Genomic DNA, 13,893 nt, shown 5'->3' with positions numbered 1-13,893 from the left:
TTCCTGTGTCTTTTACGTCTGACGGCTTACATCTTGCCGCCCGGGTGCGCGCGTGGGCCGTGTTTGCAAACTGCTTCAAACCGGCTCGCTGCGCACCCTGCTCTACTCTTTCGCTTCGGCTCCGTGCAGCGCCTGCGCAGCGCTTACGCGGCCGCCTTCGACTTGTCCATCAGCGCCGTGAAGCGGTCGAACAGGTAGCCGATGTCCTGCGGACCCGGCGACGCTTCCGGGTGGCCCTGGAAGCAGAACGCGGGCTTGTCGGTCAGCTCGAACCCTTGCAGCGTGCCGTCGAACAGCGACACGTGCGTGACGCGCGCATTCGCGGGCAGCGTAGCGGCGTCCACCGCGAAACCGTGATTCTGCGACGTGATGACCACGCGGCCATCGCCCAGATCCTTGACCGGATGGTTCGCGCCGTGATGGCCCGTCTTCATCTTCAGGGTTTTCGCACCGACGGCGAGACCCATGATCTGGTGACCGAGGCAGATGCCGAACGTGGGGATGCCGCGCTCGATGAATGCCTGCGCCGCCTTGATCGCGTAATCGCACGGCTCCGGGTCGCCGGGGCCGTTCGAGAGGAACACGCCGTCCGGGTTCAGCGCGAGCGCGTCTTCAGCCGTCGATTGCGCCGGCAGCACCGTGACATCGCAGCCACGTTCGGCCAGCATTCGCAGGATGTTCTGCTTCACGCCGTAGTCGAACGCGACGACCTTGTACTTCGGCGCCGACTGCGTACCGTAGCCTTCGCCCAGATGCCATTCCGTGGTGTTCCACGGGTAGGCCTTGTCGGTCGAGACGACCTTCGCCAGGTCCATGCCCGCGAGCCCCGGGAACGAACGCGCGAGTTCGATGGCCTTGGCTTCGTCGTCGGAACCGGCAAGGATCGCGCCGTTTTGCGCGCCCTTGTCGCGCAGGATGCGCGTGAGCTTGCGCGTATCGATGCCGGCGATGGCAACCACGCCTTCGTCCTTCAGATACTGGCCGAGCGTGCGCTCCATACGGAAGTTCGAGGCGAGCACGGGCAAATCGCGGATGATCAGGCCGGCGGCATGGACTTTCGTGGCTTCGACGTCTTCGGCATTGACGCCGACGTTGCCGATATGCGGATACGTGAGGGTGACGATCTGGCGAGCGTAGCTCGGGTCAGTCAGGATTTCCTGATAACCGGTGATGGCCGTGTTGAACACGACTTCACCGATCGTATGGCCGGGCGCGCCGATCGAGTAACCACGAAAGACCGTGCCGTCGGCGAGCGCGAGCAGAGCGGGAGAGAATGACGGCAACACGGGAGACTCCTTGGGGGAGCACCCTGTGCCGACCTGTTGTCCGACGTTGCGATCTTGCGACCTGGGCGCGGCTGCGGCGTCGGCATCGGCGTCGTGGACGAGATGCGCGCGCGGCGCGCGCCTTGCGCGGCTATTCGGTGTCGTCAGGCTCGCAGTGAACTGCGTCGGGCGCCTGCCAGAATGGAGCGTTTGTGGCGCTTGATCGGGCGGCAGCCAGCCTTGGACGTGGAAAGCGCGGGCGGCGGATGAACGGATGGGGAGAGGTAGGCGCTAGGGTGCGGGTTGATAAGCTCAAACCTTCGAATTATAGCGTGAAATGAGCCTTCCTTCCAAATTTCGAGATGACAACCGTGTGAAATGCGGCTGGAACGCGCCCGAATTTTCTGCTGGACCCCGGGCGCGCTGCAGCGCTTTTCATCGCCTATCACTATAGGCGCCCCACGCGGACACCGCGGCGCGGTTATTCGGGGACAGCTTATGGTCTGCCCCACTCTTTCTCTTTCGCGGCACAAATGAAAACGCCGTCATCCGGCGGGATGACGGCGTTGAAATAGCCCAAGTGATCGGAGCGAAACCACCATGCGTTGCCCCCGCAACGCACGGCTGAACACCCTAAGCCAGCCGCTATTTGGACTTGTGCTTCTGCGTGTGGGTTTCGGCCTTCGAGCGGCTTGCCGCACCCTTCGACGCCTTGCTGGGCGCTGCGCTGGAAGCTTTTTCCTTGACTGGCTCGGATACCTTCACGACTTCCGTGCGTGCGCGACCGTGCTTCTTATCATAACGCGACTTCGAACCCGACTCCGCGACGCGCGTGCCAATACGCTCCACACCACCGCCCGAAACGTTGGTCGCGAGGCGCTCCGGCCCCGGTTCGCTCGGCATCGCCTTGCCGACCGGTACGTGCAGCACGAGCACCTGGCCAGGTGCCACGGCATCGCGGCGCGTCTTGTTCCACGCCTTGAGCTGCCCGACCGAAACGCCGTAGCGGCTCGCGACCATTTCCATCGACTGCTTGCGGCGCACGCGGATCAGCATCTTGCGCGTGTCGGGCACGTCCGGCTCCATCGCGAGCACGGCGCTTTCGGCCACGTCGGCGCTGATGTCTTCGTCGTCGGCATCGTCGGTGCGCGGCACTACGAGCGTCGAACCCGGCTTCAGGCGCATGCCCGCCGGAATCTTGTTGACCGACATGAGCGTGTCCGCATCCACGCCGATCTTTTCCGCAATGGCCGCAGGCGTCGTGCGCGCGTCGGTCGTATAGACCGTCCACGACGACAACTGGCCCGAATACGACTTCAGGTTGCGCTCGAAGGCGCTGGCATTGTCGAACGGCAGCAGGATCTGCGGATCGGTCGCGCCCAGAATGACGGGCTTCTTGAACGACGGATTGAGCGTGCGGAACTCGTCGGGCGTCATGTTCGCCAGCTTGGCGGCGACATCCACGTCGATATCGTGCGAGGTGGTGACGGTGACGAAATACGGGTGGTTCGGGATGCTGGGCAGCGTGAGACCGTACTGCTGCGGGTTCATCACGATGTTCTTGACCGCCTGGAGCTTGGGTACGTAGTTGCGCGTCTCGCTCGGCATACGCAGGCTCTGGTAGTCGGTCGGCAGTCCGGCCGCCTGGTTGCGCGCGATGGCGCGCTGCACATTGCCCTCGCCCCAGTTATAGGCGGCCAGCGCCAGATACCAGTCGCCGAACATGTCGTGCAGGCGCGAGAGATAGTCGAGCGCGGCGCTGGTCGAGGCCAGCACGTCGCGGCGCTCGTCCTGCCACATGTTCTGCTTGAGGTTATAGGTCTTGCCGGTGCCCGGCACGAACTGCCACATGCCCGCGGCCTTGGCGACCGACAGCGCCTGCGGGTTGTAGGCGGACTCGATGAACGGCAACAGCGCGAGCTCGGTCGGCATATGGCGCGCTTCGAGCTCTTCGACGATGTGGTACAGATATTTTTGCGAACGCTCGGTCATGCGCGCGACATAGTCCGGACGCTGCGCATACCACTGGGCGTTCATATCGACGAGATCGCTTTGCAGATCGGGCATCTGGAAGCCGCGACGGATGCGGCCCCAGAGATCGGCGTCCGGGCTCGTGAGCTGGTCGACCGAACCTTGATCGACGTTAATCGTTTCTTTCGCGGCGGAGGTCTTGCGGATCGCGTCGGCGCGGGCCTGCGGATCGGAGGGAGAAAGTGAACTGGCTGAATTCGCGTTCGGCCCCCCGCTCGCACAGGCGGCGAGCATGAGGACCAGCAGCGCGCTTAGAATAAATCGCATGAACGTCTACTTGCAATGGCTGGAATTTGCAGCCGATAGTACGTAACGCACACGTTTCCGTCAATCGGATTAATTGGAAAAAAACCATGAAAATCCGCAGCTTGGACGACGTTCCATACGTTTGGGTTGAGCATACCCACGCAGTTCAGTGGGTTAGCGGAACCGGTTTTTCCACTCGCGCATCAGCGTAAAAGCGGCCAGCCGGTCCGGCACCGTTTCGTGCAGCGCCTCGGCCAGCGTCGCCTGCACGGCGGGGTCGTCGGCGCGCAGGAAGGGGTTCACCGCACGCTCGTGCGCGATCGTGGTCGGCAAGGTCGGCACGCCGCGCTCGCGTAGCGCGGCCGCCTCGCGGCTCCAGTCGTGCAGCGCCCGATTGTGCGGATCGCAGGCCAGCGCAAAGCGGATATTCGACAACGTGTACTCGTGCGCGCAGTGCACCTGGGTGGCGCCCGGAAGCGCCGCGAACGAGTCGAGCGATGCGAGCATCTGCGCGGGCGTGCCCTCGAAAAGGCGCCCGCAGCCGCACGCGAACAGCGTGTCGCCGCAGAAGAGATGCGGCGTGCCGCTGGCACCACGACTATCCGCGTCCTGAAAATAAGCGATATGGCCGCGCGTATGGCCCGGCACGTCCATCACCCTGAAATCGAGCGAAGGCGCGTCCAGATGCACGGCGTCGCCGCCCTTCACGCGCGTGACGAAGGCGTCGAGCGGGCCGAGCGCCTCGCCGGCCGGGCCGTACACGGGCACGCGCTCATCCGAAAGGAGATCGGCGACCCCGCCGACATGGTCGTTGTGGTGATGGGTGAGTAAAATAGCGGCGAGCCGCCAGCCCCGCTTCGCCAGACAGGCGCGAACCGGCGCGGCGTCGCCCGGATCGACGGCAACGGCATTGCGGCCGTCCGACACGACCCAGATGTAGTTATCTTCAAAAGCCGGAACCGGTATGTATTCGAGTTCAGCGGCCGTTGCGCCGGTGTGATTGACCGGCGCGCTCGCGTGCTCAAGCGGACTCTTCATGGGGCGACGTATTCTTCGACATGTCTGACCGAACGATTATAGACTGGCCCGCCTGGACCGCTTCGCCGGCTGGAAGGTATGTGCTCGGCTGGGAGCAGGAACAGCTCGACCGCATGGTGTCGAACGTGTTCGGCTACCATGCGCTGCAGCTTGGTCTGCCGCAACTCGATGCGCTGCGCGAAAACCGCATGTCCTGCCGCGGCCTCGTGCTCGATGCCGCCAGCGCGGCAAGCGCGCCCTACACCGTGCCTGGCGCCGAACCGCCGCGTGCGCCGGCGCTGCATGCGCCGTCCGGACGCAGTACGGTCTGGTGCGACTATCTCGATTTGCCGTTCGAGGCGCAGAGCGTCGATCTGATCGTGATGCCGCACACGCTCGAATTCACGAGCGACCCGCATCGCCTGCTGCGCGAAGCCGAACGCGTGCTGATGCCCGAAGGCCAACTGGTGATCGTCGGCTTCAATTCGCTGTCGCTCTGGGGCGCGCGGCAATCGGCGAGCAAGCTCACGGGGCACCCGTTCTTGCCGGCCCGCCAGGATCTGATCGCGTTCACGCGCCTGAAGGACTGGATCAAGCTGCTCGGCTTCGAGCTCGAGCGCGGCCGCTTTGGCTGCTACCGGCCGCCGCTTTCGACCGACAAGTGGCTGGGCCGTTATGAATTTATGGAGGCCGCCGGCGACCGCTGGTGGGCGATCTTCGGCGCGGTCTATATGGTGACGGCGATCAAGCGCGTGCGCGGCATGCGCCTCGTCGGGCCGCTGAAGGTCAAGAAACCCGTGCTGGCGCCGAGCCTGAAGGCCGCCGCCACCACGCCATCCCCTACACGCAACAAGGACTCATGAGTACATCCGATTTCGTCGAAATCTTTACCGACGGCGCCTGCAAGGGCAACCCCGGCCCCGGCGGCTGGGGCGCGCTGCTGCGCTTTGGCACCCAGGAAAAGGAACTGTTCGGCGGTGAGCCCGGCACGACCAATAACCGCATGGAGCTGATGGGCGTGATCGCCGCGCTCGAAGCGCTCAAGCGCCCGTGCAAGGTGATCGTGCATACCGACTCGCAATACGTGCAGAAAGGCATCAGCGAGTGGATCCACGGCTGGAAGAAGAAGAACTGGATGACGGCCGCGAAAACGCCCGTCAAGAATGACGACCTGTGGAAGCGTCTGGACGCCCTCGTCGCGCAGCATCAGGTCGAATGGCGCTGGGTCAAGGGCCACGCCGGCCACCCGGAGAACGAACGCGCCGACGCGCTCGCGAACCGCGGCGTCGCCACGCTCAACGAACTCTGAGCCGGGCGCACCGCCCTCGCCTCTCTTGCTACCCCATACTTTCGCTTCACGCCCGACACGCCATGCGCCAGATCATTCTCGACACCGAAACCACCGGCCTGAACCCCCGCACGGGCGACCGCATCATCGAAATCGGCTGCGTCGAACTGCTGAACCGCCGGCTGACCGGCAACAACCTGCACTTCTACGTGAACCCGGAACGCGATAGCGATCCGGGCGCGCTCGCCGTCCACGGCCTCACGACCGAGTTCCTCTCGGACAAGCCGAAGTTCGCCGAAGTCGTCGACGAGATTCTCGATTTCATTCGCGATGCCGACATCATCATCCACAACGCGCCGTTCGATATCGGCTTTCTCGACGCCGAGCTCGCGCTGGTCGGCAAACCGCGCTTCCTGGAACATTGCGGCGAAGTGATCGACACGCTGGTGCAGGCCAAGCAGATGTTCCCGGGCAAGCGCAATTCGCTCGACGCGCTGTGCGACCGCTTCGGCATCAGCAACGCGCACCGCACGCTGCACGGCGCACTGCTCGACTCGGAACTGCTCGCCGAGGTCTACCTCGCGATGACGCGCGGCCAGGAAAGCCTCGTGATCGATATGTCGAGCGCCACCGAAACGGCAGGCGCAGTCGCGACGCCGCGCGTGAAGTTCGATACACTCGCGCTCCCCGTGATTGCGGCAAGCGCCGACGAACTGAGCGCGCATGAAGCGCTGCTCGACGGTCTCGACAAAGCGGTCAAGGGGACGTCGGTCTGGCGTACTCAACCGATGCCCGCAGAAGAGATTACCGCGACTGCGCAAAATACTTAAAAAAGGGCTTTACAAGATTGAAAATGCCCGGCATAATTTCAATCTCTTCGGGTGGTTAGCTCAGCGGTAGAGCACTGCCTTCACACGGCAGGGGTCACTGGTTCGATCCCAGTACTACCCACCAGGATTCTGGTGTTGGTAAAGACAAGCACCGAAGATAAAAAGCCCCGTTGCGCAAGCAACGGGGCTTTTTTCATTGTCGGCCGCGCGACTGCCTTCATTCCTTCGGTTGCTGCGTCACCGACATGTACTGCCTGATATCGGGTTGACCAAGCGCTATGAGGTTGAGCACGGCGACACCGAGTCGACGCGCAAATTCATCATCGAGCTTGAAGTCGTATTCATCCAGCAGGATCGGCATTTCGAGCTTTCCGGCAACATGCGGGGCCAGTCTGTTGCGGTCAACGGTTTGAACCGTCAATTGCTGACGCTCCTCCGAATAGGTCAGAACGACAGAGTATGGGGGATGATTTGCCATCAATATCCTCGACATTGTTGGTAATTCTGAAACGCGTTCTGTTTGCACATTGCCTTTCCACGCTCGCCGCCCATCGGGCCTCCGAGCGCTTCGCACAGGTCGAGGTCCCGCTCGTACTGCGAGAAACACCCAGCCTCATCTTCCTCACTCACACCGCGCACAGCAAGCTCTATCAGGCCGCTCCTGGATGAATCGCCGTGATACTCGAATGGCTGGGCGTCGCCGAGTGACGTTGAGGTCTCGCCCGTATCGTCGGTGGGCAGATCGTCGTTGCCCTCGTCGCCGGGCACCGCGCCTGCCGCCTGCCCCACGCCCGGCGAATCGTCGCCCCAGCTGGCCGCCAGGGCCGCTGCGCGTTTGGCGGCGTTCGTTGCCAGTATTGCGTCGATGCGCGCGACCATCGCGTTGTACTTTTCGATGTAAGCCGTTGCGCCGTCGGCATCGAGGCCCATCGATTCCATCACCGACTCGTGAAAAGTCCTGGTGCGCGGCGTACCGGTGACGGCGCCACCACCGCCGCTCCGATTCGTTTCGTGCCGGGTTTGCGGCGCATAGCGCTTCGATACGCCGGTACTGCCACTCCAGTTGCGGTCGATGGCGGGAACGATCAGGCCACCGCGAACCGCTTCACGCAGGATGCGCGTGATGTCTTCGCCGTCGATTGGTGTGGGCCATCGCCCGCGTACATGCTTGCCGATGAAGCTCGCGTAGGCAATGAATTCACCAGAGATACGCGCTGCTCTGCGAGAAATGCTAACCCGGAATAGCCGATCGAAATCCCGACGGTCCTGCGCTATTTGTTCTTCACGCTCCTGGCGCTCCTCATAAGGAAGCTTCCAGCCGCGGTCCACCTCTTCAATATCGCTAGCGGGCACCAATGCACACTGCCAACCGCCCTTGAGCGGCACATAGAGCGCATTATAAGAATGGCCCCATTCGGGTAACGACATATGACCTCCGCCTGGTTGTGCGTGCTTATTAGCACGTCACCAGGCGACCATCCTTGCGCCAAATCGAGCGGAACACATTTGATGCGTTGAGCATCCGGTGAACAGCGCAAGCAGCCGCGGCGTACTGCCGCAATGCTCCGGATTCTTCACGTTACGCGCAGTTCTTGTGGACGGATTGCCAAAGGACAATGGTGCAAAATATGGCGTAAAGCGCGCCATGCCAAAGCTCGTTTTAGCGTGACAGGGCGCCACTGGTGGAGGTTTTCGTGACCACACGAAACTGAGGCAAGCGTCAGACGCCTCACTCCGCGCCCGCCTCCACACCAATCCCCCGAGCCATCCCAGCCGCCGCAAACACCATCACGACGAGCAACACCGTCTGCCACACGCCAATGCGCGCGTACTTCGGCGCGGCGGTCAGATCCGGCACATCGCCACGGCTCACAGCCAAACGCCAGCGCACCAGCGCCCTCATCGGCACGATCTCCAGCACCAGGATCAGCACGAGCGCGGCCATCTTCACGTGAAAGAGCGGCGCGTGCAGATAATAATCAGCGCCCTTCTCGAAGCCGCCAAAAACGCGTGCGACTCCAGTGAGGATCAGCACGACGGCCGAGCCGCCCCAGCCGTTGTCGGCGCGGAAGATCATCGGCAGGTCTTCGGTGGAGGTGCAGCGGCGCAGCCCGCGCGTGCGCCGCAGGATCGAGGCGAGCGCAAAGCCAAAGGCGAGCAGATGGATGGCGGCCAGCAACCAGCGTATGAGCATTGCGACTCCTTCGAGACGACGGGATCGGCAAACATGCGCGAATCGAAGCAGATGCAACTTCGCGCAGGAACGGCTCGTGAAGCGGTGCAGCCTGAAATTTTAACGGTCGGTCAAACTACGCGGTCGATCCAGCCGACCGGGCACAATCACTTACGCCTGGCTCAACGCGTTGTCGAGCGCGCGGGCCGCTTCGCGGTCGCTCACCGTCGCGAGACGCACGCGGAATACGGTCTGACGGTTGTGTCCGGCCGCCGCCGGCGAATCCCACAACAATTCGATTTTCGGACGGAGTTCGCGAGTTCGCGTGTGCGTTTGCGTACGCGCGGGCACAACGGGGACGAGGCTCGTGCCAGGCGCCGCGGCCGGCGCAACCGTTGCGTGCGCATCGACAACCGTAGATGTCACGATATCGTCGGGCGCAACGGTCGCAGCCACGGCACGACTCGCAGCAGATTGACCCTGTGCGCCCTGCGGCCAGCGCACCGACAACTCGCGCGCATCGTACTGCCCGAGCTTGCGGCTTTCGAGCCAGACAATGGTCGTGCGCGTGGCCGCGTCGATCGACACGGCATAGCGCCCGAGCGCAAAGCGGCGCGCCGCGATATTGGTGCGCCACAGCGCGCGCGGTCGGCAAATCCACACGACGGCCGCATAGAGCGCGGGGGCGACGACGAGCCAGCCGTTGGTTTCGGCGACGGCATGCACGGCACGCCGCCAGCCGGCAAACCAGACAAACGCGCCAATCGACCAGAGCGCGAACAGGCACCCCAGCAGGCCGAAGAAACGCAACGCCTGACGCAGCCATTGCGGCAGCGGATGGAACGGCCGTTCGACCCGCGCCCTGGCGCCAGGCAACACGATCAGCAGAAACAGAAAAACGATATTCAGACACGCGACCGGCGATGACGCCATCGCCTCCAGCGCGGTGAGGAAGTGGCTCATCTCCCCCATCGAGTGGAGCCAGCGCGCAAGAATGACGAGTCCGATCGCGCGCAGCGCGAACAGCGTCCCGGCACCGGGAACGGTGGCGGCGCGCGTCGGTCGGGTTCTCGGCAAGGCTCTCTCCTGTGTCGATCGGAGTGGGGGTTTCAGCCCCTTACTCGGGTCCCATGCAAAGCTGTCGCTGTGGTCTTGCGCTGATTTCATGAGCTAGCCGCGGTTGACGCGGAACGGCCATTATAGGGACATTGCCCGCGCCTCTCACGCTCGCGGGCGCAGGCGATACGCCGCGTCCGTCGTGGTTCATGAGGTAGCGCAGATACGACAACGCCCCAGTGCGCGGGCACCGGGGCGTTGGTGTGACGCTGGACGCGCGCGGCGCGCCCAGGGACATACGGCTTATTAGCTGGCGTTGACTTCGCGCAGCACGGTGCGGCGCTTCTGGCGCAGCATTTCTTCGTACACGGCGACGTAGTTCTTCGCCATCACCTTCGACGAGAAACGCGCTTCGAATGCGGCGCGCACCTTTTCGCGCGGCAGCGTCGGCAGGCGCTTGAGCGCGGCGACCGCGCCGATTTCGTCCTCGACGACGAAGCCCGAGACGCCGTTTTCGATGACTTCGGGCACCGAGCCGCGCTTGAACGCGATCACCGGCGTACCGCAAGCCATGGCTTCGATCATGACGAGACCGAAGGGCTCCGGCCAGTCGATCGGGAACACCAGTGCGTGCGCGTTGCCGAGGAACTCGCGCTTTTCGGCCTCGCCGATTTCGCCGATGTACTCGACGTGCGGCAGCGCCATCAGCGGCTTGATGACTTCTTCGTAGTAGGCGCGGTCGGCCTTGTCGATCTTGGCGGCGACCTTGAGCTTCATGCCGGCCTGGCCAGCGATGCGGATCGCGCGGTCAAGACCCTTCTCCGGCGAAACGCGGCCGAGGAACGCGAGGTAGCCCGGCTCGACGTTGGGGATCGGCGTGAGCACGTCTTCCGGCAGGCCGTGATAGACGGTTTGCTGCCAGTTGGCTTGCTGCAGCGGCAGGCGCTGGTTGTCCGAGATCGAGACGACCGGCACATCGCTGAACGCGTTGAAGATCGGCTGCAGTTCCGGCAGGTCGAGACGGCCGTGCATCGTCGTGACGAACGGCACTTCCTGGCGCTGGAACAGCGAGAACGGGTAGTAATCGATGTGGAAATGCAGCACATCGAATTCGTCGGCGCGGCGGCGGACTTCTTCGAGCAGCAGCATGTGCGGAGCCATCACATCGCGGATCGTCGGGTCGAGGCGCAGTGCCTGCGGCCAGAACGCTTCGAGCTTTGCCGAGGTGATCGAATCGCCGCTTGCGAACAGCGTGACGTCGTGACCCTGCTCGACCAGCGCTTCGGTCAGGTAGGAGACCACCCGTTCCGTGCCGCCGTAGAGCTTGGGAGGAACCGCCTCGTGCAAGGGAGCGATTTGAGCGATTCGCATAGTGGTGAACTCCTTCCTCGTAATAAATCGGGCTAAGTGCTACAAATTTGACAATCGACCTTGCGTGCTGCGGCATCCTTGCCGCGCGCCTCACCAGGCGTTCCATACCGCTAACCGCGCCGGCAGCCCGGCACACAGAATCCGACGCAGCTGTGCAGTGTGGAAAGACACATGCGGCGGCTCAGGCGGTAAACGCGCAGGGTTCGCGGTCGTTGACATGCAAGCTGTCAAATTCCCTACGCTTTTCGAGACGGCATTATCCGGGCTTGCGCCCGCTACCGGCTAGAACATTTCAAAGTCTTTACGTTGTTACAAACCGGAAACATTCCGCAACCCACTGTTTTCAAAGACAGTTCTAAATTAGGGCTACGTTTTCCCGGCAACGCGCCGATATCACGGCCACGTCCCGACACGAACTGCAACGACGGCTGCACCAGGACAAAGTGCCAGATGGACAAGCACACGGTAATCCTGAATGCAATCCGTAATTGTATCTCTAAAAGCGCCCTGAAAACCTGTTGAACCACTGGCGCGACACGCTGTCGGGAAGGAACACGCAGCATCGCCCGCTCGCGATAAGATTCGCCTCCCGCCGGGCACAGGCGATGCGTCATGCGCCACGCGTGTTTACAATGCGGGGATCCACCAAGGTTTGCCGCTGGCGCCTTTCTTCCTCTTTTACTACCTTGCACGGACCAAGCTCCGTCAGACCGACCACCGATCAATTGGAACATCTGACCATCGCCCAGCGTAACGCCCACAACGCAAAGCTCGCGAGCTATGCGCGGCATCCGCTCGCGTTTCTTTTCCGCTACATCAAGCGCCACCCGCTCGCTCATGCCATCGTGCTGGCGAGCGTTTTTGCGGCCGTCGGCTGCGCGCTCGCCTCGCAATACGCGATCAAGCATCTGATCGACGTGCTCGGCGCGGGCCGCCACCATCCCGGCCCCCTGTGGACTGCGTTCGCCATCCTCGTCGGCCTGATCGCCGCCGATAACCTGCTCTGGCGGGTCGGCGGCTGGTTCGCCGCCCACACTTTCGTCGCCGTGACCGGCGACCTGAGGCGCGACCTCTTCCAGTATCTGAGCGGGCACTCCCCCACCTATTACGCGGAGAAGCAGCCCGGCACGCTGGCCAGCCGGATCACCGCCACCTCCAACGCCGTCTACACCGCCGAGAACACCACGGCCTGGAACGTGCTGCCCCCCTGCATCGCGGTGGTGGGCGCGATCGTCATGATCACCGCGGTGAATCCGCTGATGGCGGGGGGTCTGCTGCTGTGCTCGGCGATCCTTTCCGTGATCCTCTTCAAGCTGGCCGGCCGCGGCTCGGCGCGTCACCACGCGTTCGCCTCCAAGGCGGCCGCCGTGGATGGAGAGCTGGTCGACGTGATCGGCAACATGGCCCTCGTGCGCGCCTTCGGCATGACGTTTCGCGAGCAGAACCGCTTCGGCGCGACCGTCAAGGCCGAACTCGACGCACGCCGCTCCAGCCTGCTCTATCTGGAAAAGCTGCGCCTGCTGCACGCCGTCATTACGGCGATGCTCTCGGCCGGCCTGCTCGGCTGGGCGCTGTGGCTCTGGAACGAGGGCAAGGCGACCTCGGGCGACATCGTGCTGGTGAGTTCGCTCGGCTTCACGATCCTGCACGGCACGCGCGACCTCGCCGTGGCGCTCGTGGACGTGACGCAGCACGTCGCGCGTCTGGCCGAAGCCGTGCAGACGCTGCTGGAGCCGCACGGCATGCCCGACCGCAACGACGCCACCGAACTCGTGGCGCAAGGCGGCCGCGTGGATTTCGAGGGCGTGACCTTCGCCTATCCGCACCGCAAGCCGATTCTCGACCACTTCGACCTGCACATTCAGGCTGGCCAGCGCGTGGGCCTGATCGGCAAGTCGGGCGCGGGCAAGACCACCGTGCTCGCGCTGCTGCAACGCTTCTACGAAACCCAGGGCGGTGCGATCAGGATCGACGGCCAGGATATCGCCCAGGTCACGCAGGAAAGCCTGCGCCATGCCATCGCGCTGGTGCCGCAGGATATCTCGCTGCTGCACCGCTCGATCTACGAGAACATCGCCTATGGCCGTCCGGAGGCGAGCCGCGAGGAAGTCCTCGCCGCCGCCCGCGAGGCGCGCTGCGCCGACTTCATCGAAGCGATGCCCGAAGCCTACGACACGATCGTGGGCGACCGCGGCGTGAAGCTCTCGGGCGGTCAGCGTCAGCGCATCGCGATTGCGCGCGCGATCCTCAAGAATGCGCCGATCCTGCTGCTCGACGAAGCCACCTCGGCACTCGACAGCGCATCGGAAGAGGCGATCCAGCAGGCGCTCGACCGGCTGATGGTGGGCCGCACCGTGATCGCCATCGCCCACCGGCTGTCAACGCTCAACAACTTCGACCGCATCATCGTGATGAGCACCGGCAAGGTGATCGACGACGGCACGCCCGACGAGCTGCGCAACCGTCCGGGCCTCTATCGCGATCTGCTCGCCAAGCAGTACGGCAAGCACTCGACGCTGCATCTGGGCAACAAGAAAAGCGACGAAAAACACGTCGCCTGAGACTCAGGCGCAGGCTCGCGCGCTGCACGGCCCGCAAAAGCAAGAAAGCCGCTTC

Annotated in this window: 12 protein-coding genes and 1 tRNA gene; 5 read left to right on the top strand and 8 right to left on the bottom strand. The window is 63.6% G+C overall.

The window, feature by feature from the left end:
• Window positions 1-143: 143 nt before the first annotated feature.
• The 3 genes from carA to gloB form a co-directional block, all read right to left on the bottom strand.
• The gene (gene carA / locus B0G62_RS20365) at window positions 144-1,286 is read right to left on the bottom strand and encodes a glutamine-hydrolyzing carbamoyl-phosphate synthase small subunit (RefSeq protein ID WP_103706020.1); all 1,143 of its coding nucleotides are present in this window, start codon (window positions 1,284-1,286) and stop codon (window positions 144-146) included.
• 624 nt (window positions 1,287-1,910) lie between these two features.
• Window positions 1,911-3,563, bottom strand: coding sequence for a transglycosylase SLT domain-containing protein (locus B0G62_RS20360; RefSeq protein ID WP_103706019.1), 1,653 nt, complete (start codon window positions 3,561-3,563; stop codon window positions 1,911-1,913).
• 153 nt (window positions 3,564-3,716) lie between these two features.
• A complete protein-coding gene (gene gloB, locus B0G62_RS20355) occupies window positions 3,717-4,580 on the bottom strand; it encodes a hydroxyacylglutathione hydrolase (protein ID WP_103706018.1) in 864 nt (287 codons plus the stop codon).
• A gap of 20 nt (window positions 4,581-4,600) precedes the next feature.
• Between gloB and B0G62_RS20350 the strand changes: the two genes are divergently transcribed.
• The 4 genes from B0G62_RS20350 (at window position 4,601) to B0G62_RS20335 (ending at window position 6,801) form a co-directional block, all read left to right on the top strand.
• Complete coding sequence (locus B0G62_RS20350) at window positions 4,601-5,422, top strand: class I SAM-dependent methyltransferase (RefSeq protein WP_103706017.1); 822 nt, start codon at window positions 4,601-4,603, stop codon at window positions 5,420-5,422.
• Window positions 5,419-5,868, top strand: coding sequence for a ribonuclease HI (gene rnhA, locus B0G62_RS20345; protein ID WP_103706016.1), 450 nt, complete (start codon window positions 5,419-5,421; stop codon window positions 5,866-5,868). The genes B0G62_RS20350 and rnhA overlap by 4 nt, the downstream gene beginning before the upstream one ends.
• A gap of 62 nt (window positions 5,869-5,930) precedes the next feature.
• Window positions 5,931-6,677 carry a DNA polymerase III subunit epsilon gene (gene dnaQ, locus B0G62_RS20340; protein WP_103706015.1) on the top strand — a complete coding sequence of 249 codons (747 nt, stop codon included), beginning with the start codon at window positions 5,931-5,933 and terminating at the stop codon, window positions 6,675-6,677.
• Between the two features lie 49 nt (window positions 6,678-6,726).
• Window positions 6,727-6,801, top strand: a tRNA-Val gene (locus B0G62_RS20335).
• A 93-nt stretch (window positions 6,802-6,894) separates the two neighbouring features.
• On the opposite strand, the gene B0G62_RS20330 is transcribed toward B0G62_RS20335, so the two are convergent.
• The 5 genes from B0G62_RS20330 to B0G62_RS20310 form a co-directional block, all read right to left on the bottom strand.
• The gene (locus B0G62_RS20330) at window positions 6,895-7,155 is read right to left on the bottom strand and encodes a hypothetical protein (protein ID WP_103706014.1); all 261 of its coding nucleotides are present in this window, start codon (window positions 7,153-7,155) and stop codon (window positions 6,895-6,897) included.
• A complete protein-coding gene (locus B0G62_RS20325) occupies window positions 7,155-8,105 on the bottom strand; it encodes a hypothetical protein (protein WP_103706013.1) in 951 nt (316 codons plus the stop codon). The genes B0G62_RS20330 and B0G62_RS20325 overlap by 1 nt, the downstream gene beginning before the upstream one ends.
• Before the next feature lie 301 nt (window positions 8,106-8,406).
• A complete protein-coding gene (locus B0G62_RS20320) occupies window positions 8,407-8,871 on the bottom strand; it encodes a DUF2214 family protein (RefSeq protein ID WP_103706012.1) in 465 nt (154 codons plus the stop codon).
• A 150-nt stretch (window positions 8,872-9,021) separates the two neighbouring features.
• Entirely contained in the window at window positions 9,022-9,927 is a 906-nt protein-coding gene (locus B0G62_RS20315; protein ID WP_103706011.1) for a hypothetical protein, read from the bottom strand.
• A gap of 285 nt (window positions 9,928-10,212) precedes the next feature.
• Window positions 10,213-11,277, bottom strand: a complete 1,065-nt coding sequence (locus B0G62_RS20310) for a glycosyltransferase family 4 protein (RefSeq protein WP_103706010.1) — start codon at window positions 11,275-11,277, stop codon at window positions 10,213-10,215.
• 725 nt (window positions 11,278-12,002) lie between these two features.
• On the opposite strand from B0G62_RS20310, the gene B0G62_RS20305 reads away from it, so the two are divergent.
• Complete coding sequence (locus tag B0G62_RS20305; RefSeq protein ID WP_103706009.1) at window positions 12,003-13,838, top strand: ABC transporter ATP-binding protein; 1,836 nt, start codon at window positions 12,003-12,005, stop codon at window positions 13,836-13,838.
• The last annotated feature ends 55 nt before the right edge of the window (window positions 13,839-13,893 follow it).

The sequence above is a fragment of the Paraburkholderia eburnea genome (assembly GCF_002917095.1).
GTDB classification, from domain to species: Bacteria; Pseudomonadota; Gammaproteobacteria; order Burkholderiales; family Burkholderiaceae; genus Paraburkholderia; species Paraburkholderia eburnea.
This window is presented reverse-complemented; position numbering and strand designations above follow the sequence as displayed.